This is a genomic window from Mycobacterium paraffinicum, from assembly GCF_001907675.1.
GTDB classification, from domain to species: Bacteria; Actinomycetota; Actinomycetes; order Mycobacteriales; family Mycobacteriaceae; genus Mycobacterium; species Mycobacterium paraffinicum_A.
This window is the reverse complement of record NZ_MPNT01000006.1, coordinates 1-26,437: the sequence shown is the minus strand read 5'-3', so window position 1 is coordinate 26,437 and position 26,437 is coordinate 1. Positions and strand designations below refer to the sequence as shown.

General features: G+C 67.4%; 12 protein-coding genes and 2 pseudogenes. 6 read left to right on the top strand and 8 right to left on the bottom strand.

What is annotated here, in order from left to right:
* Nucleotide 1: 1 nt before the first annotated feature.
* Genes BRW65_RS08695 through BRW65_RS08680 form a run of 4 tightly spaced genes read right to left on the bottom strand, consistent with a single transcriptional unit; the run spans nt 2 to nt 4,174 of the window.
* A complete protein-coding gene (locus BRW65_RS08695; protein ID WP_073873576.1) occupies nt 2-673 on the bottom strand; it encodes a hypothetical protein in 672 nt (223 codons plus the stop codon).
* Nucleotides 674-696: 23 nt separating this feature from the next.
* Complete coding sequence (locus BRW65_RS08690) at nt 697-1,536, bottom strand: transglutaminase family protein (protein WP_073873574.1); 840 nt, start codon at nt 1,534-1,536, stop codon at nt 697-699.
* Nucleotides 1,536-2,510 carry an alpha-E domain-containing protein gene (locus BRW65_RS08685; protein WP_073873572.1) on the bottom strand — a complete coding sequence of 325 codons (975 nt, stop codon included), beginning with the start codon at nt 2,508-2,510 and terminating at the stop codon, nt 1,536-1,538. Before BRW65_RS08685 ends, BRW65_RS08690 begins: the two co-directional genes overlap by 1 nt.
* Nucleotides 2,510-4,174 (bottom strand): circularly permuted type 2 ATP-grasp protein, encoded by a 1,665-nt coding sequence (locus BRW65_RS08680; RefSeq protein WP_073873570.1) that lies wholly within the window; start codon nt 4,172-4,174, stop codon nt 2,510-2,512. The genes BRW65_RS08685 and BRW65_RS08680 overlap by 1 nt, the downstream gene beginning before the upstream one ends.
* Nucleotides 4,175-4,320: 146 nt before the next feature.
* On the opposite strand from BRW65_RS08680, the gene rpsT reads away from it, so the two are divergent.
* Nucleotides 4,321-4,581, top strand: coding sequence for a 30S ribosomal protein S20 (gene rpsT, locus BRW65_RS08675; RefSeq protein WP_073873568.1), 261 nt, complete (start codon nt 4,321-4,323; stop codon nt 4,579-4,581).
* Nucleotides 4,582-4,588: 7 nt separating this feature from the next.
* Here rpsT and holA read toward each other — a convergent pair whose 3' ends face one another.
* The 3 genes and pseudogenes from holA to BRW65_RS08660 form a co-directional block, all read right to left on the bottom strand.
* Nucleotides 4,589-5,539, bottom strand: coding sequence for a DNA polymerase III subunit delta (holA, locus tag BRW65_RS08670; RefSeq protein WP_139272961.1), 951 nt, complete (start codon nt 5,537-5,539; stop codon nt 4,589-4,591).
* A gap of 14 nt (nt 5,540-5,553) precedes the next feature.
* Nucleotides 5,554-7,155: a ComEC/Rec2 family competence protein gene (locus tag BRW65_RS08665; protein ID WP_084187773.1), complete on the bottom strand. Its 1,602-nt coding sequence runs from the start codon at nt 7,153-7,155 to the stop codon at nt 5,554-5,556.
* A gap of 5 nt (nt 7,156-7,160) precedes the next feature.
* A pseudogene (locus tag BRW65_RS08660) lies at nt 7,161-8,005 on the bottom strand (ComEA family DNA-binding protein).
* A gap of 192 nt (nt 8,006-8,197) precedes the next feature.
* Between BRW65_RS08660 and BRW65_RS08655 the strand changes: the two are divergent.
* From BRW65_RS08655 to BRW65_RS08645, 3 genes and pseudogenes are all read left to right on the top strand, one after another.
* Nucleotides 8,198-9,358: an acyl-CoA dehydrogenase family protein gene (locus BRW65_RS08655; RefSeq protein WP_073873564.1), complete on the top strand. Its 1,161-nt coding sequence runs from the start codon at nt 8,198-8,200 to the stop codon at nt 9,356-9,358.
* 7 nt (nt 9,359-9,365) lie between these two features.
* A complete protein-coding gene (locus BRW65_RS08650; RefSeq protein ID WP_073873562.1) occupies nt 9,366-10,472 on the top strand; it encodes an acyl-CoA dehydrogenase family protein in 1,107 nt (368 codons plus the stop codon).
* A gap of 3 nt (nt 10,473-10,475) precedes the next feature.
* Nucleotides 10,476-10,908 (top strand): annotated as a pseudogene (locus BRW65_RS08645) (PPOX class F420-dependent oxidoreductase).
* A 12-nt stretch (nt 10,909-10,920) separates the two neighbouring features.
* Here the strand turns inward: BRW65_RS08645 and BRW65_RS08640 are convergent.
* Nucleotides 10,921-21,933: a type I polyketide synthase gene (locus BRW65_RS08640; protein ID WP_073873560.1), complete on the bottom strand. Its 11,013-nt coding sequence runs from the start codon at nt 21,931-21,933 to the stop codon at nt 10,921-10,923.
* 294 nt (nt 21,934-22,227) lie between these two features.
* On the opposite strand from BRW65_RS08640, the gene BRW65_RS08635 reads away from it, so the two are divergent.
* Nucleotides 22,228-23,649, top strand: coding sequence for a condensation domain-containing protein (locus BRW65_RS08635; RefSeq protein WP_073873890.1), 1,422 nt, complete (start codon nt 22,228-22,230; stop codon nt 23,647-23,649).
* A 141-nt stretch (nt 23,650-23,790) separates the two neighbouring features.
* Nucleotides 23,791-26,437, top strand: a 2,647-nt coding sequence (locus BRW65_RS08630; RefSeq protein WP_208611774.1) for an RND family transporter, incomplete at its 3' end; no start/stop codon positions are given.

Here is a 26,437-nt window from a genome sequence, read left to right as displayed (position 1 = left end):
ACTAGCGAATGTCGTTGCGCCGCAACGGCAACAACGCCCCGGCCAGCACCAGCCACGACAACGCCAGCACCCGAGCGATCGGCAGGAGGACGCCCAGATCCGGCCAGATCAACACCCCGAACGCCGATTCGGCGAGGGCGGCGATTACCAGGCCGGCCCAGCCGACCGGCCGCGGCAGCGTCCCCAGGTTCAGCGAGGTTGCCGCCATGCCGGCCACCATGAGACCCAGGGCGACGATGTGTCCCGGCCCGCCGACCAGGAACACCAGCAAATACAGGGCACGGACCAACGTCGCATTCCCGCCGACTTCGGGCTGCGACAGCGGCCAGGCCAGCAATCCGCACAGCCCCAGCGCCCCGGTGGCCAAGATTCCCCCGGTCAGCGCGGTCGCGGCTCCCGGCCCGGCCGCCCCGAGGCGCTGCAGCCGGACGCTGACCGTCGCGGCGTAGACCGCCAACGGCACCGACGACGCGAACGTCGTCACGGCGATGACGCGCACGGCCACCGGCTGAGCGCGGACGTAGGCCACCACGGCGGCCGCCGGGCCGTAGGGCAACGGCATCACGCCGCCCAGGCCGACCCCGACGGCGATTCCGCCGAAGAGCAGCGCCACGCACAGCGCGGAAAGCAGCGGCAACGAGAATCCTGCGGGCCGGCGCGCGGTGTCGTTCATGCGTGCACGCTATGCCGGTGCGGCTAAGCGAGCCGAGTGACCTCCACGACGACGTCGAGGTCGGTCGCGCCCTCACCGGAGTAGATGCCCTTCAGGGGAGGGACGTCGGTGTAGTCGCGGCCGGCGCCTACGCTGACGTATTGCTCGGAGATCTCGGTCTCGTTGGTCGGGTCGTAGCTCCACCACCCCCCGGTCCACGCCTGAATCCAGGCGTGGCTGCGCCCGTCGACCGTGTCCCCGACTACGGCGTGGCGCTTGGGATGCAGGTAACCCGACACGTAGTGCGCCGGAATCCCCATGGCGCGCAACAGCATTAGCGACAGGTGCACGAAGTCCTGGCAGACGCCCTTGCCCGCGTTCAAGGCATCCAGGCCCGACGAGTGCACGCTGGTGGTGCCCGGTAGGTAGTCCAGCTCGCCGCGCACCCAGCGCGCCGCGGCGGCGACGGCCTCGACGGGCGGGTGCGACTTGGCGATTTTCTTGGCCACGGCGGCAACCTTTTTACTCGCCGGGGTGTGCGTGGTAGGGCGCAGCAACTCGTCGAACCGATCGATCACCGCCTCGGATCGCAGATCGTCCCAGCCGACGTCGGTCACCGCCGGTTCAGGCCGCTCGGTCTCGACCACCGAGGACGACGTCACGGTGAGATCGGTGTGCGGCGCGTGCAGGTCGAACGCCGTCACCGCGGTGCCCCAATAGTCGATGTAGCGATAGGACCGCGTCGCCGGGATCGTCTCGACGCGATTGAGGATGACGTTCTGCCGCGTGTTCGACCGCGGGGTCAACCGCGCCTCGTTGTAGGAAGCGGTCACCGCCGACTGGTAGGCGTATCCGGTGGTGTGCACCACCCGCAGCCGCCACATCAGGCGTCCCCCTGCCTGCTGACCAGCCGGCGATCGGCGGCATCCGACCACGCCACCCACGGAGTGACGTGAAAGTACTGCACCGACAACGCTTCTCCGACATCGCGGCAGGTTCGCTGCAGCCCGGCCAAGCGGGTCTCCAGCGTCTCCAGCAGCACGCCGGGTTGCACGAATTCCAGCTCGCTGCGGGCCTGCCCGAGCAACCGCTGCGCCTCCCCGGTGGCGCCGATCCGGCTCTGCCGGTTATGCAGCAGTTCGTCGAGGTTGTGTTCGGCCAGCCGCAGCGAATAGAACACCGAACGCGGGAACAGCCGGTCGAGCAGCATGAACTCGACCACCCGGCCGGCGTCCAACACGCCGCGATAGGTGCGCAAGTAGGTGTCGTGCGCGCCGGCGGAGCGCAGCAACGTCACCCATGCCGGCGACGACGCGCTGTCCCCCACCCGCGAAAGCAACAGCCGAACCGTCATGTCGATCCGCTCGATCGCGCGGCCCAGCACCATGAAGCGGTATCCGTCGTCGCGTGACAACGTCGAGTCGGCCAGCCCGGCGAACATCGCCGCCCGGCCCTCGATGTAGGACAGGAATTCATGGGGCCCAAGGCGTTTGGCGGCGCGTTCGCGTTCCGCCAGGGCATGGTAGGTGCCGTTGAGGCACTCCCAGATCTCGCTGGACGTGACCTCCCGCGCCGACTTCGCGTTTTCCCGCGCCGCCGTGATCGCGTCGACGATCGATGAACCGCCCGATGCGTTGGTGCCGAAGGCCACCAGGTCGGTCAATGACCACACGTCCAAGTCGTGGGTCGGGGGATCGATCCCGAGCACCCGCAGCAGCAGCCGAGACGTATGGTCCGGGTCGACGCTGGAATCCTCGAGCAGCTGGTGCAGCACCACGTCGAGGATGCGGGCGGTGTCGTCGGCCCGCTCGACATAGCGACCGATCCAGAACAGCGCCTCGGCGTTGCGAGTCAGCATCAGCGCCTCCCCGGCCGCTGCTGTTGCTGCAGCTGCTGTTCCTGCGGGGACTGCTTTTGCGACTGTGTTTGCGTGTGCCGCGACGCGCCGTCCAGCTCCGGGTCGGGCTCTGGCAGCGAGCGCACCACTTCCGCGGCGCGGAGCTCGTGGTCGCCGGCCGAGGTCCGCGACGCCAACACCCACGTATCCTTCGAGCCGCCGCCCTGGCTGGAGTTGACCACCCGCGAGCCCTCGACCAGGGCGACCCGGGTCAGCCCGCCGGGCAGCACCCACACGTCGTCGCCGTCGTTGACCGCGAACGGCCGCAGGTCGACATATCGGGGCGCGAGCGAGTTCCCGATCTGCGTCGGCACGGTCGACAGCTCCATCATCGGCTGGGCGATCCAGCTGCGCGGATCGTCGCGAACCTTCTTGGCGACGGTGGCCAGCTCCTTCTCGGAGGCTTCCGGCCCGAACACGATGCCGTAACCGCCGGACCCTTCGACCGGCTTGAGGACCAACTCGTCGATCCGGTCCAGCACCTCTTCGCGTTCGTCGTCGAGCCAGCAGCGGTAGGTCTCGACGTTGGCCAGCAGCGGCTTCTCGCCCAGGTAGTACTCGATCATGGTCGGCACATAGGTGTAGACGAGTTTGTCGTCGCCGACACCGTTGCCGATGGCGCTGGAGACGACGACGTTGCCGGCGCGCGCCGCATTGACCAGGCCGGCCACCCCCAGCACCGAGTCGGCCCGGAACTGAAGCGGGTCCAGGAAGGCGTCGTCGATGCGCCGGTAGATGACGTCGACCTGCACCTCCCCCTCGGTCGTGCGCATGTAGACCTGGTTGTCCCGGCAGAACAGGTCGCGGCCTTCGACCAGTTCGACGCCCATCTGGCGGGCCAGCAGCGAGTGCTCGAAGTACGCGGAGTTGTACACGCCGGGGGTCAGCACCACCACCGTCGGGTCGGCCTCGTTGGTGGCCGCGGAGTTGCGCAGGGCGCGCAGCAGATGGGACGCGTAGTCGTCGACCGCGCGCACCCGGTGGGTGGCGAACAGATTCGGGAAGACCCGCGCCATGGTCCGCCGGTTCTCCATGACGTACGAGACGCCCGAGGGCGAGCGCAGGTTGTCCTCGAGGACGCGGAAATTCCCCTTTTCGTCGCGAATCAGGTCGATGCCGGCGACGTGGATGCGCACACCGTTGGGCGGCACGATGCCCATCGCCTCGCGGTGGAAATGCTCGCAGGAGGTGACCAGGCGGCGCGGGATGATGTCGTCGTTGAGTATCTCCTGGTCGCCGTAGATGTCGTCGAGGTACATCTCGAGGGCCTTGACGCGCTGGATGATGCCGCGCTCCAACCGGCTCCATTCGGCGGCCGAGATCACCCGCGGGACCAGGTCGAGCGGAAAGGGCCGCTCCTGACCGGAGAGCGAGAACGTGATGCCCTGGTCGATGAACGCGCGGCCCAGCGCGTCGGCGCGCGCCTTGAGCTCCGAGGCGTCCGACGGGGCGAGCTCGGCGTGGATGCCCTTGTAGGGCCCCCGCACCGCGCCCTGCGCATCGAACATTTCGTCGAACGCCATCGCGTACACATCCGACGACGTGTTGTATCCGCCGAAGATGCGCTCGGTGCGCGCGGCGCGCAATTTCCCCCTGGTTTCCTCAAGATGGCTAGGAAGACTCACGGTTTTAGATGCTGCCTCAAATTGACGTTGTGGCAGGCCACGGGTTCCCGTTTTGGGAGAAAACGTAACCGACTGATAACCTGGGCAGTCGCCGTGGTGGTATCCGGCGCCCAAGCAAACGTCGAATCGCAGAAGGAACTACAAGCGTGGCCAACATCAAGTCGCAGCAGAAGCGCAATCGCACCAACGAGCGCGCTCGACTGCGCAACAAGTCGGTGAAATCGTCGCTTCGCACCGCCGTGCGTGCGTTCCGCGAGGCCGCCCACGCCGGCGACAAAGAGAAGGCCACCGAGTTGCTGGCGGCGACCACCCGCAAGCTGGATAAAGCGGCCAGCAAGGGCGTGATCCACAAGAATCAGGCCGCCAACAAGAAGTCCGCGCTGTCGCGCGCGCTCAACAAGCTCTGAACCCGGCTCACCGGTTTCGGTTGGCCGCCAACTCGGCCACCTTCCTGACCGCCGACTCCAGCGCGTAATCGGCGTCCGCAACGGCGCCCTTGACGTTGGCGTTGAGCGCCGCCACCACCTTCATCGCCGCCGCCACGCTCTCGCGCGACCAATACCGAGCCTGCTTCTGGGCCTTCTGCACCCGCCACGGCGGCATGCCCAGCTGCGACGCGAGCCGGTAGGGGTCACCCGACAGCGGCCCGACCCGCCCGATCGTGTGGATCGCTTCGGCCAGCGCGTCGGCCAGCACCACCAGCGGCTCACCACGCAGCATCGCCCAGCGCAGGGCCTCGGCGGCTCCCGCGACGTCGCCGGCCACCGCCTTGTCCGCGATGTCGAACCCCTTCACTTCGGCCTTGCCGCTGTGGTAGCGGCGGACCGCGGCAGCGTCGACGACGCCGCCGGTGTCCGCGACCAACTGCGAACAAGCCGCCGCCAGCTCCCGCACGTCAGAGCCGACCGCGTCCAGCATGGCGGTGACGGTCTCTTCGTCGACCTTGACGCGCAGCGCGCGAAACTCCTTGCGGACGAAGTCGACCCGCTCACTGGCCTTGGTGATCCGCGCGCACGGATGAACGACGGCGCCGAGCGACTGCAGCTCGGTGGCCAGCGCCTTGGCCCGCCCGCCGCCCGAGTGCACCACCACCAGCATCGTGCCCAGCGGGACGTCGGCCGCGGCGGAGGAGATCACCGCGGCCGCCTCCTTGCCCGCTTCCCCGGCCGCCTCCAGCACGACGATCCGCTCGTCGCCGAACAGTGACGGGCTCAGCAGTTCGGCGAGCTCGTAGGTGCTGACGTCGCCCGCCCGCATGCGGCTGACCGGAATGTCCTCGACGCCGGCCCGCTGGCGCGCCGTCCGCAACACGTCGGCCACCGCCCGCTCGACCAGCAGTTCCTCGTCGCCCAGGATCAGGTGCAACGGCGAATCCTCGCTCACCCCACGATGGTGTCACGACCGACCGACGACACCGCCCCGGGATCCAGCAGGTTGGACACCCACCAAGCCAGCGCGCAGACGACGGCCGCGACGCCCAGCCAGCGCCGTCCCCGCGGCTGGGCGACCACCACGACGATCAGCACGGTCATCCCGGCGACCAGCAGCACCCCCGGCACCCCGGACGGCACGGGCACCGTCGCCGCGGGCGCGCCGGCGGACCATCGGGCCACCCGCACCACCCACCACAGTTCGGGGCCGGTGAAGCGGATCAACAACTGGGCGCCGGCCGGCCACGCCACGCTCAAGACGGCCGCCGCGCTGCCCAGCACGGTGATCGGCGCTATCACCGGTGCCGCCGCGAGGTTGGCCGCGACCGCGACCAGGCTGACCCGACCGGAGATGCCGGCCACCAGCGGGGCGGTCACCACGTGCGCGGCCGCGGCGATCGCCAGCGCGTCGGCCAGCGGCTTGAGGCAACCCCTGGCCACCAGGCGCCGCGACCAGGCCGGCGCGATGACGACCAACGCTGCCGTCGCGGCCACCGACAGCGCGAAACCCACGTCGACGGCCAGTTGTGGGGCCAATGCGAGCAAGCCCAGCACCGTGGCGCACAGAGCCGGGATGGCTTGGCGGCGCCGCGAAGTCAGGATGCCGGCCAGCGCGACGGCGCCCATTACGGCGGCCCGCAGGACGCTCGCCGTCGGTTGCACGACGAAGACGAACGCGACGAGTGCCAGGCCGGCGAGGACGACGGCCGCTCTCGGTCCGATCACGCGCGCCGAGAACAACACGGCTCCGCAGACGATGGTCACATTGGCACCCGACACCGCCATCAGGTGCGTCATGCCCGCCGCCCGAAAATCGCGGTCCGTCTCGGCGGTGACCGCCGAGGTGTCGCCCAGGACCAGGGCCGGCAGCATCGCCGCCTGCTCGGTGGGCAGCGTGCCGCGCACCGCGGCGGCGAATCGCCCGCGCACGGTGTGGGCCGCCCGCGGCACCGCGCCCGCGGTGCCCATGAACGGGCGGCCCGACGCGTTGAGCACCGCGACGGTCAGGTCGCGACGGGTGGGGTGTCCGATCCGCGCGGTGAACCGCACCGGCCGGCCCACCATCAGCCCGTCGGTGTCCGATTCGAAATCCGCGGCGCGCGCGAAGACGACCACCCGGCCCGAGATCTGCTCGTCGCGCAGACGCTGCAGCGTGGCCCGAAAGATGAGTCGCCCGCGGCCCAACGACACCGGGCTCTCGCTAGGCGTGACCGTCACCGGGGCGGCAGCCCCGAACCACGCGGTGATGGGGTGGCGCTCTACCGCTTCGGCGCGCAAAGCCACCGCCAAACCGAATCCCGCTCCGGTGACGCCGACCGCGACGAGGCCGACGGCGACGGCCCGCAGCCGGCCGGATTTCCCCGGTCGAGCCGCCGTTCGCCAGGCCAGCACGCCAGAGGCAGCGGCCAACACCACACAGCACGCCGCCACCACTCGGCCGATCGGCCACCAGATGCCGGCGGCGGTCACCACCCAGCAGGTGAGCGCGGCCGGCAGCAGGCGCGCATCGAGGCGCACCGCGGCCGCTTCGATCGCGCCGGACCGATACACCGGTGTCAGACACGGACCAGGGCGCGCAGCTTCTCCAGGCGCGACGGGCCGATGCCGTCCACATCCGCGAGCTGGTCGACGCTGGTGAATTTGCCGTTGGCCTGTCGCCAGGCGACGATCGCCGCGGCGGTGACCGGTCCGACGCCGGGAAGCGCGTCCAAGTCCTCCGCGGTCGCGGTGTTGAGGTCGAGCGCCTGACCCGTCTTCGGCTTGACCGGCCCCGTCCCGGGCCGGGGCGGCTTCGACGTCGGCGTCGAACCGGCGGCCACCGAGCTGCCCAACGCCGTCGGCTGCCCGGGGACGGGTGCCAGCCCGACGACTATCTGCTCGCCGTCGCCGAGCGGGCGCGCCATGTTCAGGCCGACGGTGTCCGCCCCGTTCACGGTGCCGCCCGCGGCCTGCAGCGCGTCGGCGACTCGTGCGCCCGGCGCCAGGGTGACCAACCCGGGGCTATGCACCAGGCCCACCACGCTGACCACCACGGGCCGGTCGGGGCCGGAACTGGGACTCGCCGACGGCTTGGGGCCGGCCGTCGACGCCTTCTCCACCGGCGGCAGCTTGGCCGACATCACCGGCGCGGGCCGGTCGCGCAGCAACGTGAACACCGTCACCAGGACGGCGAGCGCCGCCACGATGGCCAATCCGATGGCGCCGGCCCGTCCCGGGTCCGCGCGCAGCCTGGCCATCCAGCCCCGGTCCGGGGATGCGTCGGGTAGCCACCGCGGCAGCAGCGAATTCTGGTCCTCGTCCGTCGCCTCCCCGGTGACGTCAACTCCGCGCCGTCGGGCTCGGCGTCCGGTTCGGCACCGAGTCGCCGCTGGAGGCGCTCGGCGGGTAGTTCTGTCCGCATGCGCCGACCGTAGGTGCACCGAGCGCCGGATCCGGCCCGCCGGACGGCGCCGCGGCCGGCGACTGTGGACTAAACCGAGGCTGTGCACAACCGCTCCGCGGGATGGGTCAATATGGAACCAGGAACGCATAGCCGGCACCGGGCACCCATCCGACGCTGGTAGCCACGTTCCCCCGACGACAGGAGGCCGCCGTGCAACTGGCGCTCACACCGGAGGAAGCCGCGTTCCGCGACGAACTCCGCACCATCTACACCACGAAGATTCCGGAAGAGCTGCGCGAGCGGGTGCGCAAGGGCTCGGCGGAGGTGAACCACGACGACATCGTCACCAGCCACAAGATCCTGCACGAGCACGGCCTGGCGGTCCCGAACTGGCCGGTCGAGTGGGGCGGCAAGGACTGGACGCCCACCCAGCACCAGATCTGGGCCGACGAGATGCAACTGGCGTGCGTCCCGGAGCCGCTGAACTTCAACACCAAGATGGTGGGCCCGGTGATCGCCGAATTCGGTTCGGAGGAAGTCAAACAGCGCTTCCTGCCGCCGACGGCCAGCCTCGACATCTGGTGGTGCCAGGGCTTCTCCGAGCCGGAGGCGGGTTCGGACCTGGCATCGCTGCGCACCACCGCGGTGCGGGACGGCGACAGCTACGTCGTCAACGGCCAGAAGACCTGGACCACGCTGGGCCAGTACGCGGACTGGATCTTCTGCTTGGTGCGCACCGACCCGCAGGCGCCCAAGCGTCAGGCCGGCATCTCCTTCCTGCTGTTCGACATGAAAACGCCGGGTGTCACGCTGCGGCCCATCAAGACGATCGACGGCGGCCACGAGGTCAACGAGATCTTCTTCGAAGACGTTCGCGTTCCCGCGAATCAGCTTGTCGGAGAAGAAAACAAAGGCTGGACGTACGCAAAGTTCCTGCTGGGCAACGAGCGCACCGGCATCGCGGGTGTGGGGCGGACCAAAGTGCGCCTCGCCGAGGTGAAGAAGCACGCCGCCGCCACCGGGGTGCTCGAAGATCGCCTGTTCGCGGCGCGGCTGGCCGAGGCCGAAAACGAGCTGCTGGCACTGGAACTCACCCAGTCACGGGTCGTCACCGACTCCTCGAACGGACAGCCCAACCCGGCGTCATCGGTGCTGAAGCTGCGCGGCAGCCAGCTGCAACAGGTGGCCACCGAACTGCTCGTCGAGGTGGCCGGACCGGACGCGCTGCCCGCCGACGGCGACGACATCTCGTCGCCCTCCTGGGCGCAGCGCAGCGCGCCGCACTACCTCAACTACCGCAAGACCTCGATTTACGGCGGCAGCAACGAAGTGCAACGCAACATCATCGCGTCCACCATTCTGGGATTGTGAGGCAGCCATGGACTTTCAGCTGAGCGACGAGCAGGGCCTGCTCCGAGACACGACCCGCGAACTGCTGGCGCGTTCCTACGACCCGGAAAGCCGCAACAAGATCATCGACTCCGACCTCGGGTGGAGTCGTGAGGTGTGGAGTCAGCTGGCCGACACCGGCATCCTCGGCCTCGGATTCGACCCCGACGAGTCGGGCCAGATCGAGATCGCGGTGGTGCTCACCGAGATCGGACGCCGGCTCGCCCCGGAACCGGTCCTGCATGCCGCGCTCGGACCCGGCGCGCTGATCGCCGAGCTCGGCACCCAGGAGCAGAAGCAACTGCTCGACGAGGTCGCGGGCGGGCAGCGGTTGCTGGCGTTCGCCCACCAGGAACCGGGCCAGCGCAAACCATCCGGCGACGTGGCCACGCAGGCTGTGCGGCAGGGTGATTCGTGGACGCTGAGCGGCCGGAAGAACCCGGTGCTCGCCGGTGACTCCGCCGACACTTTGGTGGTCAGCGCCGCGCGGCCGGACGGCGGCACCGGCCTGTTCCTCGTCGATGCGGGGGCGGTGACCAGGCACCCGTACCCGACGTTCGACGGGCAACGCGGCGCGCAGATCGATCTGGACGCCACCCCGGCCGAACCCCTGGGCGAAGCGGCCGACGCGGCGCGGGCCATCCGCGACGCCATCATCCGCATCCAAGCGGGGCTGTGCGCCGAAGCGGTCGGGGCGATGGAGGAAGCGCTGCGACTGACCACCGATTACCTGAAGACCCGCAAGCAGTTCGGGGTCACGCTCAACAAGTTCCAGGCACTCACCCAGCGGGCCGCCGACATGTACGTCTCGCTCGAACTGGCCCGCAGCATGAGCCTCTACGCGTCGATGTCGATCGCCGACGGCAACCTGGACCCGGTGATCGCCTCGCGCGCCAAGTTGCAGATCGGCCGCTCGGGCCGGCACATCGCCCAGGAGTCGATCCAGCTGCACGGCGGAATCGGCGTAACCGCCGAATATCCGGTGGCCCATTACGCGGCCCGGCTCACCGCGATCGAGCACACCCTGGGCACCTCCGGCGAACACCTGCACAATCTGATCGACCACATCGGCGACTACGACTTAGTCCGGCTCTAGCCGATGGCAGAGCTGTCCGACAGGGTGGTCTCCTTCCTGTCAGTGCCTTTTCAGGCTGCCCGCACCGTGGATGCTCGGCTACGTCGCCGCCGACGGCCGGCCGCTGGTGGCGCCGGTGTGGTTCGTCGTCGACGATGGGCAGCTGGCGTTCACCACGGGCCGTGACACGTCGAAAGGCCGTGCCCTGGCGCGTGATCCACGGACGGTGATCTGCGTCGACGACCCCCATCCGCCGTATTCGTTCGTTCAGGTGCAGGGCGTCGCCGAGGTCGGTGAGGACGCAGCCGACGTGTTGGACATCGCGACCCGGACCGGCGCGCGGTACATGGGCGCCGACCGTGCCGAAGAATTCGGCCGCCGCAACGCCGTTCCCGGCGAACTCGTGGTGCGGGTGCGCCCGCCCAAGGTCATCGCCGGTTTCGATATCAGCGGCTGACGCCGGCGCACATCAATCCGGCTGCGGCCCCTCGACCGGTTCCGGGTCCGACTCTGACTCCGCATCGGGCAGCTGACCCACCAGGTATTCGGCGAGCCCGCCGATGGTCGGATAGTCGAACACCGCGGTCGCGTTGATGGTGAACTTGCCGCCGAACTGACTGTGCAACCTGTTGCGCAGTTCGATCGCCATCAGCGAATCCGTGCCCAGGTCCAGGAACCGGCTGCTCGCGGCCGGCGGTTGCGCCAACCGCAGGAAGCTCTGCACCTCTCGCTGAAGGAACTCGGTCACGAAGCCCGCCCGCTGGGGCACCGGTATCTCCATCAGCTGCTTGAGCAACTCACTGTCGCCGGTCACCTCTCCGATGGCACTGGGCAAGACGAGGTCGAGGATCGGCGGACGCGAACTGCCCAGCACCTTCGCGGCACGCTGCCAATTGGCCTTGACGACGGTGGCCTGGCCGGTTCCGTTTGCCACGACCTCGGCGAGGGCGCCGAGCGCAGCCGACGGTTCCAGCGCAATCAGGCCCTGGGCACTGATATTGGCGGTCGCGGCCTCCGAGGAGGCCATGCCACCCTGGGCCCAGGGACCGAAGTTGACACCGGTGGCCGGCAGGCCTTGCGCCCTTCGCCGCGCGACCAGCCCGTCGAGAAACGCGTTGGCCGTGGCGTAGTTCGACTGACCGGGGGAACCGAATAGGCTGGACACCGAAGAGGACACGACGAAGAAGTCCAGGTCGTCGTCCTTCGTCAAGCGATCCAAATGGTCAGCGCCGAACGCTTTGGGCGCCAATGTCGTTCGGAATCGCTCCAGGTTCTGTTGGGATATCAGCGCGTCGTCGAGCACGCCGGCCAGATGCACCACCCCGGCGAGCGGCGGCAACTCCGCACGGATCCGGGCCAGCAGCGTCGCGACCGCGGACTCGTCGCCGACATCGGCCGGAAAGACGTGTACTCGGCACTTATAGCGCTCGGCGATCTCCTCAATCAGCCGGTGTGCATCCGCGTCGAGCTCGCGCCGGCTGGTCAGGACGAGGTCTCCAGCACCGAGCTGGGCCAGGTATGAGGCCGTATGCAGACCGATGGCACCGAGTCCGCCGGTGATCAGATAGCTCCGATCGGCCCGCGGCTGAAGCGGATTCGGCATCTGCAGCACTATCTTCCCGATGTGCCGGGCTTGCTGCATGCGCCGGAACGCGGTCCTCGCCTCGGTCATCGGGTAGATCTCGGCGGGCAATGGCGTCCAGTCGCCGGTGGCCAACCCGCGCGACACCTCGGTCAGCAACCCGCGGATGCGCTCGGGCTCTTGGTAGGTCACCGTGTCCAGCGCGACGATCTCGTAGACGATGTCGGGACGGACCTCCGCCATTTGTTCAGGTGCCCAGATGTCGCGCTTGGCGATCTCGGCGAACCGGCCGTTGTGGGCGGTGGCCCGCACGGTCGCTTCGATGAAGCCCTCGTTGGTCAGGCTGTTGAGCACCACGTCGACGCCTGTGCCGTCGGTGTCAGCGAGGATCTCGTCAGCGAAATCCGTTGTCCGCGAGTCGTAGACGTACTTCACACCCATTCTGCGTAGCGTCGCGCGCTTGTAGGTGCTGGCGGTCGCGAAGACGACGGCACCGTGTTGCTGGGCCAGCTGGATGGCAGCCAGCCCGACGCCACCGCTGGCGGCGTGGATGAGCACTCGGTCACCGGGCTTCAGCTGCGCCCAGTCGAACGCGAGTCGGACGGTCAGCGCCGCGGCGGGAATCGTGGCCGCCTCGACCGCACCAACTCCGTCCGGAATCGGCGCGAGCAACTGGGCCGGCACGTTGAATCGGCTGGAGAAGGCGCCCTGCATGAAGCCGTAAACACGTTGGCCCACCTCGAGCCCGGTGACGCCGCCACCCAACTGCGTGACGATGCCTGCGAAGTCACCGCCGATCGGTCCGGGGTCACCCGGGTAGAGGCCCAGGACATTGAGCACATCGCGGAAGTTGAGACCCGCCGCCTCCACCCGCACCTGCACGTAGCCCTCGTCCGGCGGCGGCACCTCCGTCTCGGTCAGCCGCAGGTTGTCGATCGCGCCGCGTTCGGTGGGCGCAAGGACATAGTCGGTTGAACGCGGCACCGTCAGGTGACCGCTGCGCGCCCATGGCAACAGCCGGGAGGCCAGCAGCCGTCCTTGTCGCAGCGCCACTTCCGGCTCGTCGAGCGGGTTGGCCAACAGGCCGGCCAGCACCGCAACCGCCTCCCGCGATCCGTCGCAATCGACCAGCCTGCAGCGCAGCGCCGGTTCCTCGTTGATCGTGGTGCGGCCGAATCCCCACAGCGCCGCCTGCACCGGGTCGACCGGTTCGCCGGACTCGGTGGCTACCGCCCGCTCGGTGACGATCCACAGTCCGTTCGGCAGTTTCACGTCGCCGCCTTGCGCGGCGTGTACGCCGCTGAGCAGATTGGCGATTTCGGTCTCGACGCGCGCAGCGACGTCGGCGCTCGATTCTTCTCCATTCGGGCCTGCGCTGCGCCACACGACGCCGGAGACGGGCACTCCACGCGCGTGGGCCTCAGTGATTAACCGCCCCAAAGGATCCGGATCGGTGGTCGGGTCGAACGCGATGCAGCCCGGCACGTTGGCGGCCAGTTCGTCGAATCCGGCGATCAGCCAGGTGCCGTGCACGGTGGTTTCGGCCGGCGCAGGCGCCGGTACCTCGTGCCAACCGACGGTGTAGAGCAGCCGGGTGGCATCGCCGCCGAGGCCACGAAGCAGCGCCTCGCGAGGTGCCCGCTTGACCGTGAACTCGCGAATACCGCCCAAATGACGGCCATCTCGATCGACGTAATCGAGATCGAAGACCTGGGTTTCGCTGTCGAGCGCGCTCTCGTGCCACCTCGCGCGGCAGTAGAACCGCCGAGGCATCTTCTCCCGCAGCGTCACCTGCCCGTACCGCAGCGGCAGGAACAGATCGTTGACGCCTTGTTCGGCCGCGAGAAGTGCCGGGAACGCCGGGAAGGCGACCCCGGTGCACAGGTCCATCAGCACCGGGTGCATCGGCTCGGTCCCGAGGTGTTCGGCGAGTTCCTCACCGACGACGATGTCGCCGATCGCCTCACCCTGACCGAGCCACAGTGACTTCAGGGAACCGGACCAGGTCGGCCCCCATGCCAACTCCAAGTCAGCGAAGGTCTCGAACAACTCCTGTGGACGCATGCGGTTCAGTCGTTCGATCGCTTCGTCGACCGGAGCCGCCTCCTCGGACACGGCTCCGTCGGCGGCGCCGCTCACCACGCTGCCTTCAGCGTTCAATGACCACTCGGCGCCGCGTTCACCATACGGGCGGCTGTGCACTTGGAACTTGGCTTCACCGCCGTCCTGCGGCGGATGCAAGCTCAACTGCATCTCACGAGAACTCCTCTCGGGCAGGATGATCGGCTCGTAGAAGAAGACGTCCTTCACCCGCGCCGGTGCACCGACCGCGGCCAACGCCATCGCCGCGTACGTTGCTCCGGGGACGACGACGGTGCCGTAGATGACGTGGTCGGACAGCCAGGGCTGCGACTTGACGGACAACCTGCTGGTGTAGACGGTGTCGCCAGAGGCGAGGTCTTTCGCGTTACCGAGAATGCCGGATACCGCCGGACCGTCTACCGCAACGCTGGATGTCTTGGGCCAGAACCGGCGGCGCTGGAACGGATAGGTGGGCAATTCCACTCTGCGATGCGACTGACCATGCACCGCAGCGAAATTGGGAAGGTGGCCGGCGACGTACGCTCCGGCCATGGCCTCGGCGATCTGGCGCCGGTCGCCGACGCCCTTGCGTAGCGAGACGATGGCGCGCGGCGCGGCCAAATGCTCCGGCCAGACCTGCACCGCAGCCCCGGTCAGCACGGGTTGCGGGCCGATCTCCATCAACACGGAGCAGCCCAGCGCCGCCACCGTGTGCACGCTCTCGGCGAACTGCACCGGCTGTCGGGAATGCCGCCGCCAGTATTGAGCATCGAGCGGGGTCTGGGCGGTGAGCACGGCGCCGGTGCGGTTGCAGACCAGCGGCATCGTCGGGGCGGCGAACTGCAATTGCGCCGCGTACGACTCGAATTCATCAAGCACCGGATCCAGTAGTTCCGAGTGAAAGGCGTGGCTCGTCTGCAGCCAGGTGCAGCGGATTGCGTCCTCACCGAACTTGGCGACGATCGGTTCCAGGTCTTCCCCGGGACCCGAAAGCACGGTGTTGGGTCCGTTGTAGGCCGCCACCGACACGCGCGGGAATTCACCGGCCACCTCCTCGACGCGCTTGGCATCGGCGAACACCGCCACCATCCGCCCGCCTTCAGGCAGGCTGCCGAACATCCGGCCGCGCTCGGCGATCAGCCGGGCGCCGTCCTCGAGACTGAACACGCCTGCCACACATGCCGCCGCGTATTGACCCACGCTGTGCCCCAGCACCACATCGGGTTCGATCCCCCAGGACTGCCACAGCCGGGCCAAACCCATCTCGACCGCGAAAAGCGCCGGCTGCGCAAACGACGTGTGCCGCAGCCTCGCTCCCGCTTCACCGCCGGTTTCACGATCGGTGGCGAAGAGCACCTCAAGCAACGGATGCGGCAAAATATCGCTGACCGCATCGGCACAACGTGTCACGGTTTCGGCGAAAACCGGCTCGGTGTCGAACAACTCGCGCGCCATCCCCGGATACTGGCTGCCCTGTCCGGTGAACAACCATGCCGTCGTCGGGTGGTGTGTGTGCTCGCCACGAACAACACCGGGCCGCAGCCGGTTCTCGGCCAATTCAGCCAAAGCCTCACGCGCGCCTTCAACCGAATCCACGACCAGCGCGGCGCGATGTTCGAAGTGTGAACGGCCCGTTCCGGCGGTGAGGCATACCTCGGCGAGGTCCACATCCGGGTGGGCGCCAAGCCAGGCCTCGTAACGCAACGCCAAGGCCACCAGTGCCTCCGGTGACCGTCCGGACAGTGCCAGCACCCGCACTCGTTCAGCCGGAGCTGACGATGGCGACTTCGTCGCGACGTCGGCCGGGTCCTCGTCGGCGCGCCCAGCTCGCGCAGGAGCCTCCTCGACCAGCACGTGCGCGTTGGTGCCGGTGAATCCGAAGGAACTCACGCCGGCGCGCCGGGGCCTGCCGTTCGCCTGCCACGGCAGGGCCTTATCCACGACCCGCACTGGTAGCGAATCCCACGGTATATGCGGAGACGGCTGCTCGAAGTGCAGGCTCTGCGGCAGCACTCCGTGCTGCAGCGACAACACGACCTTGATCAAACCTGCTGCGCCCGAGGCTGATTCGGTGTGCCCAATGTTCGTCTTCACCGACCCCATCAGCAATGGCCGGTCGGCATCACGCCCGACACCGTAGGCGGCCGCGGCCGCCTGCACCTCGATCGGATCACCCAGCGGGGTGCCCGTCCCGTGCGCCTCGAGGTAGTCGACGTCGCCGCCGGCCCAACCGGCGCGAGCCAGCGCCGTCCCGATGAGCCGTTGCTGCGCACCACCGTTGGGCACCGTCAAACCACTCGAAGCCCCGTCCTGGTTGACCGCGCTACTGGAAATGACCGCGCAGATCCGGTCGCCATCACGCTCGGCGTCGCTCAGCCTCTTGAGTACGAGGATTCCGCAGCCTTCGCTGCGCACGTAACCGTCGGCGGAGGCGTCGAAGGTCTTGCAACGCCCGACGGGGGAAAGCATCCGTGCGCGCGAGGCGGCGATGACCGTCACCGGGGAAAGCAAGACGTTCACGCCGCCGGCCAACGCCATGTCGCAGTCACCGGAATGCAACGCCTGGACGGCCTGGTGGACCGCCACCAACGCCGAGCTGCATGCGGTGTCGACGGCCATGGCCGGTCCCTCTAGTCCCAGCGCGAAGGCGACCCGACCGGAGATGGCATTGAGCGCATTGCCGGTGATGAAGTACGGTTCGATCTTGTCGATCGACTCCGACGACAGCAGATGCGCGTACTCGTTTGCGGCCACCCCGGCGAAGACGCCGGTTCGGCTGCCCCGCAATGTGGCCGGCGCATACCCAGCCCTTTCGAGGCCCTCCCAGACCGTTTCGAGCATCAGCCGCTGCTGCGGCTCGATCCAGACGGCCTCACGCGGTGAGATGCCGAAGAATTCGGGATCGAATCCGTCGATTTCGTCGAGGAATCCGCCGAACCGCGTGTAGGTCTTACCGGGCATGTCCGGATCCGGGTCGTAGAACTCGTCGATGTCGAAGCGGTCCTCCGGCACCTCCCGGATCGCATCGACGCCCTCGGAGAGCAACCTCCAGAAGGCGTCCGGGTCGGGCGCGCCGGGGAAACGGCATGACACCGCAACGACCGCGATCGGTTCGGCGGCGGGCGTCGTCACCGATGGCGCGGGCCGTGGGGTCGGCTTGGCCTGATCACTGAGCTCGAGCACGTCGACGAGCAGGTAGTCGGCCACGTCGGACAGCCGAGGGTGGTCCATCGCCAGGGTGGCCGGAATTTCCTTGCCCACCCCTTGTTCGATGCGGCGCCGCAATTCGACGGCCATCAGCGAATCCATGCCGAGGTCGAAGAACCCGGCGTCCTCGCGGATCTCCGCGGCATCGACGCGCGTCACCTCGGCTACCGCGTCCCGCAGGTAGTCGGTGAGAAGTTTCTTGCGCTGCTGCACCGGAGCCCCGGTGAGCCGCTCGACCAACGGGGTCTTCCCGGCCGCCGTCACCGCGGGCACCGGGTCGGGCACCTCGCGGTCCAATTCCGCCAACAATGCCCGCCTGCCCGCCTGCTGGTAGAGCGGCAAGAATCGGGCCCAATCGATGCGTGCCACGACTTCCTGTATGGGTCCGTGCGACGCAGCCCCGCCCAGGACGTCGGCCAGACCCGCGAGCGCTTCGGCGGGCGACAACGTCCGGACCCCGCGCTGATCCAGCCGCGCACGAGATTCCGCGTCGGCCATACCCGCCGACCAGGGACCGAAATTGACGCTGAACCCGGGGATGCCCTGCTCGCGTAGGTGCCAGGCCAGCCCGTCGAGGAAGGCATTGGCCGCGCCGTAGGCGGTCTGGCCGAATCCGCCCCACACCGAGGCGATCGAGGACGTGCTGATGAAGAAGTCGAGCGTCAGGTCGGCCGCCGCCTCGCTCAAATGCCAAGCACCCCATACTTTGCCGGCGAAGACACGATCTACCTCGGCGTCTTCCAGAGCGGTGAGCGGGGTGGTACCGATCTCGCCCGCAGCGTGGACGATGCCGGCCAAGGGCGGCAGCTCAGCCTGCACACCTGCCAGCAGGCGTGCGACATCGTGCACATTGCCGACATCGGCAGGGACGGCGCGGATTCGGCAGCCGTGTCGTTCACCGAGTGCCTCGATGCGTTGTTGCGCGGCATCACTTGGCGCCCTTCTGCTCGTCAACACCAGGTTCCGTGCGCCGTGTGCCGCCAGGTATCCGGCGATCTCCAGCCCGATCGCACCCAGCCCGCCCGTCACCAAATAGGTTGCGTCGTCGCGTAGTTGAAGCGGCGTAGCGCTCGGTGGCTCCTTACGCCGAACCAACCGGGGAACGTAGACCGCCTGACCACGCAGCGCGAGCTGATCTTCCCTGGTCGAGCCGGGCGGCGTCATGATGCGGTCGACGAGCTGGGCCCAATCCTCGGCGGTGCCTTCGGCCAGATCAGCAAGACCGCCCCATACGTGCGGAAACTCCAGCGCCGCGGCACGACCGAATCCCCACAGGCAGCTCTGATGCGGCGCCACGGTGTCGGAGTCGGCGACACGCTGTGCACCGCGGGTCACGATCCAGATAGGACTGCGTAGTTCCGCGGCGGCCGTGGCGCGAAACAGCCGCCGGGTTCCCCCAAGGATCCGATGCTGCACCCGCAGCAGTGACCGCATCGATGGTGTGGTCCCCGCCTCCAGCGCCGCGACATGCACGATGCGCGGCGTCGAATCCTGTTCCGCGGCGGCGCGCAACGCGTCCGCGAGCTGATCCTCGTCTGCGTCGGACATCGGCAGCCCGACGACCCGGTGGTGGTGGCCGTGTGCAACCAGCACGTCGACCAACGGCTGGACCGCATCGCCATTGTCCCCGACGACGATCCAGCTCGATCCCCCGGCCGTGTCTGTGCGGGATAGTGGAGCGGGTGACTTGGCCCAGCGGATCTCGTATCGATCGTCCGCGATGGACCCGGTCGTGCGCTGTTGGTTGTGTTGCGCCGCAAGCTTGGTCAGCACATTCAGGGTCTGACGATCGCCGCTCGCACCGTCGAGCAGAGTCGCGAGCTCCTCGATCCGGCCGTCCTCGAGAAGGTGGACGGCCCGGGTGCGCTCGGCACGGTGCTGTGGTCGGGCGTGATCCGGGTGGTCGTTACCGTTGTTCCCCCGATTGTCCCGGAACCAGTATTGACGGCGCTCGAACGGGTAGGTGGGCAGGTCGAGCTTTCGCGCGTGTGGTTGTCGCAAGGCGCCGAAGTCGGGCAGGTGACCCGAAACATATGCGTCGGCAACCGCTTCCGTGATCTGCCGGTGGTCGGCGGCGTTTCGGCGCAGAGACGCGATTGCTCGCGGCGCGGTGGCCGGGTCGGGCCACGCGGCAAGGGCTGCGGCGGTGAGCACCGGTCGCGGCCCGATCTCGAGCAATACCTTGCAGTCCAGCTCGGCAAGGGTGCGCACGCTCTTTGCGAACTCCACCGGTTGCCGCGCATGACGGCGCCAGTAGGCGCCGTCAATCTTCACGCTCCGGCCGAGCGCGGCACCGGAGCGATTGTCGATCAAGATCCGTTGTGGCGCCGCGAAGTTGAACCGAGCCGCATACGATTCGAATTCGTCGAGGATCGGGTCCAGCAGCGCCGAGTGGAACGCGTGGCTGGTGTCCAGCCAGTCACAGCGCACACCGTCCGCCGCCAATCGAGCCACCGCCTGCTCCAGATCCACAGCGGGTCCGGACAAAACCGTGTTGGCGCCGTTGTAGGCCGCGACGGACAGGCTCGGAAACTCGTCGGTCAGCTGCTCGACCCGCTCGCCGGCGGTGAAGATCGCGACCATCCGGCCGCCCGCAGGCAGGCTGCCGAACAGACGTCCGCGTTCGGCGATCAGCAGCGCGCCGTCCTCGAGGCTGAATACGCCCGCGACGCAGGCCGCCGAATATTGGCCGACGCTGTGGCCCAGCACCACATCCGGCTCGAAACCCCACGACTGCCAGAGTCGGGCTAGGCCCATCTCGATTGCGAACAACGCGGGTTGTGCGTAAGAGGTCTGTTGTAACGTCGCTTCGCCGTCTGGGCCGTCCACGTCGAAAATGACTTCCAACAAAGGCTTTTCGAGAGCATCAGCGACCGCCGCAGCACAACGTTTCAGCGTCTGCGCGAACACCGGCTCGGTGTCGAACAACTCCCGGGCCATCCCGGGATACTGGCTGCCTTGACCGGTGAACAGCCACGCCGTCTTCGGCGCATCACGGGATGCTCCGCGAAACAAGCCCGGCGCAGGGCGGTCGTCCGCGAGCGCGCCAAGTAGCTCGATGGCGGATTCCCTGGAATTGACCACCAGCGCGGCGCGCTGCTCAAGGTGTGCTCTCCCCGCCCCCGCGGTGAAGCACACGTCCGCGAGGGTCGCCTCCGGGTGCGCGCTCAACCAACCGCGGTATTCGTCGGCGAGCCGCACCAGCGCGGCGGGCGTTCGTGCCGACAGCGGAAGGATGCTGAACATCCGTGGGTCTACCTCGGCCGGGACCGGAGCCGAGGGGGCTGCTTGCTCGGGCGCTTCCTCGAGAATGACGTGCGCGTTCGTCCCGGCGAACCCAAACGAGCTGATTCCCGCAATGCGCCGCCGCCCGTTGCGTTCCCAGGCGGTGGCCTCCGTGACGACCTCCACGGCAAGCCGATCCCAGGGAATGTGGGGCGAGGGGTTCTCAAAGTGAAGGTGCTGCGGAAGTAACTCGTTCTCGAGCGACAGGATGACTTTGATCACGCCGGCGATGCCCGCGGCCGCTTCCAGGTGTCCGATGTTGGTCTTCACCGAACCCATCAGCAGCGGCTCGCCGGGGTCGCGTCCGGCGCCGAGCACCGCACCCGCGGCCTGCGCCTCGATGGGGTCACCCAACGATGTACCGGTGCCGTGCGCTTCCAGGTAGCCGACCTCGCCAGGTTCGAGGTCGGCGCGCTTCAGCGCCTCAGCGATGACCCGTTGCTGGGCGACGCCGTTGGGCACCGTCAACCCACCCGATGCGCCGTCCTGGTTGATCGCGCTGCCGCGGATCACGGCCCGAATCCGGTCCCCGTCGCGAATCGCGTCCTCGAGGCGTTTGATCACGATGACGCCGCATCCCTCGCCGCGCACATAGCCGTCCGCGGCCGCGTCGAACGTCTTGCACCGGCCGTCCGGCGCGAGCATCTGTGCACTGGAGAATGCGATCATGGTCGCCGGAGTGAGTAGGACGTTCGCCCCGCCGGCCAGCGCGAGGTCGCATTCGCCTAAGCGCAGCGCTTGGCACGCCTGATGGATTGCCACCAGCGACGAGCTGCATGCCGTGTCGACGGCTATTGCGGGGCCCTTCAGCCCCAAGCGGTAGCTGATCCGCCCCGCGGCTGCGGCGTTAGACGTCCCGATGGCCAAGTAGGCCTCGATCTCGGGGTAAGTCAGCTCGTCGGATGCCATTCCGAGGTAGTCGTGCGTGGACAAGCCGACGAAGACACCCGTATTGGTGTCGGCCAGAGCCGTGGGCGCGATACCCGAGTGCTCCACCGCGCGCCATGCCGTCTCCAACAGGATCCGGTGCTGCGGGTCCATCAGCCTGACCTCGCGCGCCGACATACCGAAGAACGGCGCGTCGAACCCGGTCACGTCATCGACGAAACCTCCGCGACGGGTCACGACCTTGCCGGGCATGCCGGATTCTGGGTCGAAGAATTCGTCGACGTCCCACCGGTCCTGCGGCACCTCGGATATCGCATCCCGGCCCTGGCGCAATACATCCCAGAACTCGTCCGCATCCGCAGCACCCGGAAAGCGCGCCGCGTAGCCGACGACCGCGAAACCTGATGACGGCCCCTTCAGGCCTTCGACAGATGTCATGCGCTTGTCCTCCTTTGGCCGGTCAAGATACGTCCCCCGGGGAGGCCGGTCGCGCGCGCTCGAAGCATCATCTCCGAATACAGCACTGCGGTTGCAGCGGCCGCACCGCGCCGTGGCGGCCCATGCAGCTGCCGCCCTGGTCCCTCCCAGCCGCTCGATCGAACAACGGCCCACCGGATCCGTCAGAGAGTCTAGGCGGTCGCCGACGCATCACTGCGCGGCCATCGGGGGGAGGGTTATCTTGGTGGCGCCAGCATGGTCGGACTGAGCCGTTCAAACGAGGAGGACGTCGGTTTGCGCATCGGGAAGATTACGATCGGCTCACTCGATGATTGGACGTTGACCGCGGGATCGGTCACCTCTTGGCACCCAACAGCTGCGGCCAACGAGAAGGTCCGACAAGCGCCGGTCAGTTCCGTCCCGGTCAGCTACATGCAGGGCCAACATCTTCGCAACTATTGTGAGCGGACGGCCGCGGGGTTGAGTTTTTCCCGCCAGATCATCGCTACGTGTGAAGTGCCCGGGAAGTGCGACATCGCCGCCATGGACCACGCCGTCAACAACTATTTGCGTCGGCATGACACCTTCCGCAGTTGGTTCGAGCGCACCAGTACCGGAGAGTTCGTCAGGCATACCACCAGCGATCCCGCGGATATTGAATTCGAGCCGGTCGATTTCGGCCAGATGACGGTGGAAGAAGTCCATGCCCACGTCGTGGCCATCCCGAATCCACTGGAGTGGGGCTGCTTCACCTTCGGGATTATCCAGAGCGACGACCACTTCACCTTTTTTGCCGCCATGGATCACGTCCACGGGGACGCGACGTTGATCGGCACCACGATGATGGAGGCCAATGGAATGTATACCGCGTTGAGCGGAGGCGGTGAGGCCCTCGCTCTTCCCGACGCGGGTAGCTTCGACGATTTCTGCATTCGCGAGCGCGAGTACACGTCGACCTTAACCCCGGATTCGCCCGAGGTGCGCGCGTGGATTGACTTCGCCGAGAACAACAATGGCGGTTTCCCGGAATTTCCGCTCCCGCTGGGTAATCCGTTGGAGCCCAGCAGCAGTGCCATGACGTCCGAACTGCTGATGGACGCGGCACAGTCAGAACGATTCGAATCGGCCTGCAAAGCGGCCGGGGCGCGTTTCGTCGGCGGCTTGTTCGCGTGCTTCGCCCTGCTCGAGCATGAGTTCACAGGTGCGCTCACGTATTACGGGCTCACGCCCAGGGACTCCCGGACAGGCGCCGACAATTTCATGACCCAGGGCTGGTTTACCGGCCTGATCCCGATCACCGTGCCGATAGCCGCAGCCTCCTTCGCTGACGCCGCGTGGGCCGCGCAGACGTCTTTTGATTCAGGTCTGGACATGGCGAAGGTGCCCTACTACCGCGTGTTGGAATTGGCGCCGTGGTTGAGCTGGCCACAGCCAAACTTTCCGGTCTCCAACTTCTTCCACGGCGGCGCCGCTCCACTCAACGCCGTTCTCGCCGCGGCCGACCTGGGTCTGGCAGACAATATCGGAATCTATCCCGACGGCCGCTATTCGTACCAATTGACCATTTATATATTCCGGTACGGGGAGGGCACGGCCATGGCGATCATGCATCCCGACAACCCCGTCGCCGAGAAATCAGTTTCCCGTTACATGTCTGCGATGAGGTCCGTGTGCGGGCGGGTTGCCGGTAGCGGACACTGGGGACGCGTCGCGTAGCGTGGAGCCACTCGATGGCTAGGGCCTATCTGGAAGCGCGAATTCCGCTCGGACACACGACGAATTCGCGCGGCTTGACACAGCGCCGGCGAGCGTCGCCGGCGGGCGCACATGACTGCGCCGACCGGGAGCGAGGGCGATATGCGACGGTTGGCTGATTTCGTGGTGCGATGGCCCTGGGTGATTGTCGGGCTCTGGGTCGCGGTTGCGGTGGCGCTACCACTGACATTGCCATCCCTGGGTGAGATGGCCCAGAAGCATCCGCTCGCCATTTTGCCCGCCGACGCACCGTCGAACGTAACCGCCCGAAAGATGACCCAGGCGTTTCACGAGTCGGGCTCAGAAGACCTGCTGTTGGTGGTCCTGACCAACGACAAGGGGCTTGGGTCCAGCGACGAAGCCACTTATCGCAAGCTGGTGGACGCGCTGCACCAGGACACGCGGGATGTTTCGATGGTGCAGGATTTCGTCAGCAGCCCGCCGCTGCGCTCGGTCGTGACCAGCAAGGATCACAAATCTTGGGTGTTGCCGGTCGGCGTTGCCGGCGAGTTGGGCACCCCACAGTCGTACGCCGCGTTCAACCGGATCGGCGACATCGTCAGGCGCGCGGTCGCAGGAACTTCCCTGACGGCGAACCTTACCGGCCCCGCCGCGACCGTCGCGGACCTCACGGTCGAGGGCGATCAGGATCGCCTTCCGATTGAGCTGGCCATCGCCGTTCTTGTGCTGATCGTCCTGTTGGTGATCTACCGCAGCGCGGTCACCATGCTGCTACCGCTGCTGACCATTGGGACGTCCCTGGTGATCGCGCAAGCGGTGGTTGCGGGATACTCCCAGTTGACCGGCTCGGGCGTCTCGAATCAGTCCATCGTGTTTCTGAGCGCCATCATGGCCGGCGCCGGTACGGACTACGCGGTCTTTCTCATCAGCCGCTATCACGACTATTTGCGGTCTGGCGCGAATTCCGACCAGGCGGTCAAGGGCGCAATGATCTCGATCGGAAAAGTGATCGGCGCATCCGCCGCCACCGTCGGAATCACGTTTCTCCTGATCAGCTTCGCTCGAATGGGTGTGTTCAAAACAGTCGGGGCGTCGTCGGCGATCGGGATCGGCGTAGCGTTCCTGGCCGCGGTGACGTTGCTGCCGGCGATTCTGGTGCTCGCGGGACCACGTGGCTGGGTCAACCCACGACGCGAACTCACCGCCAGGTTCTGGAGGCGTTCGGGCATACGCATCGTCCGGCGGCCCAAGGTCAATCTGCTTGCCAGCGTGCTCGTGTTGATCATCCTGGCCAGCTGCGCCGGCTTGGTGCGCTACAACTACGACGATCGCAAGGCTTTGCGCTCATCCGCTCCGAGCTCCATCGGGTATGCCGCGCTGGATCGTCACTTCCCGGTGAATCAGTCGATCCCGGAATACATCCTCGTCCAATCACCGCATGACCTCCGCACGCCGAAGGCCCTTGCGGATTTGGAACAGATGGCGGATCGAGTCAGCCGACTGCCGAATGTCGTCGCGGTCAGCGGCATTACGCGTCCCACCGGCAATGTGCCAGAACAGTTCAGGGCCACCTATCAGGCCGGCGCGATCGGCACCCTACTGGCCGACGGGTCTACCCAGATCAACGACCACGCGGGCGACCTCAACCGGCTGGTCGCCGGGGCCGGCACGCTGGCGAACAGCCTCGGCGATGTGCGCGGCCAGGTCAGCCAGCTCGCTGCCAGCTTGGAGGAAGTGCAAAACGCCTTCTCGTCGGCGAAAAGCCAGTACAGCGGTGACGCTCTGGTCAGGCAGGTCGACATCGCGGCCCAGCTCGTCGATCATGTCAACTCGCTCAGCAACGCGATGGGCTGGAATTTCTCGGCGGCCAAGAACGTGTTCGCCTGGATAGGCCCGGTCTTGATGGCGCTGCAGGGTAACCCGATCTGTGATGCCGATCAGTCGTGCAGCGCCACCCGGGGGACCTTCGAGCAGTTGGTTGGCTCGCGCGATCAAGCAGACCTCGACGCGATCAACGATTTGGCCCACCAACTGCAGGATTACCAGGACAAGCGGGCACTGAAAGCGTCGACGGATCGCGTACGGGCTGCATTGGGAAGGCTCACCAAGGTGATGCACTCCATGGGGATGGACAAACCCGGTGGCCTGCAGGCGAATTTGGGTAGCATGCAAGACGGCGCCGACCGACTCGCCGGCGGGAGCCGGCAGGTGGCCGACGCCGTGGCTGCACTCGTCGAGCAAGTCAAACAGCTCGGTGCGGGGCTCAGTGAGTCAGCGGCGTTTCTGTTATCGCTCAAGCGGGACGCGGCGCAACCGGCGATGGCCGGCTTCAACATCCCGCCCCAGCTGCTGCATTTACCGGAGTTCCAGAAGGCGGCCAAGGTCTTCATTTCACCGGACGGGCACTCGGTGCGGTATTTGGTTCAGACCGAACTCAACCCCTTCAGCACCGAAGCCATGGATCAAGTCAACGCGATCACCGCGGCGGCTCGGGGAGCGCAACCGAATACCGCGTTGGCGGACGCCAACATATCGATGGCCGGATACCCCGTGGGATTGAAAGACACCCGCGACTACTACCAACATGACATCCGCTTCATCATCGCGGTTACCCTCCTCGTGGTGCTGCTCACGTTGATCGCGCTGCTGCGCGCGCTGGTCGCGCCGCTGTATCTGGTCGCTTCTGTGGTTATTTCGTACTTGTCAGCGGTGGGCATCGGCGTGCTGGTGTTTCAGTACCTCCTCGGCCAGCAGTTGTGTGCGCCGCGGGGGGGGGCGGGGGGGTGGG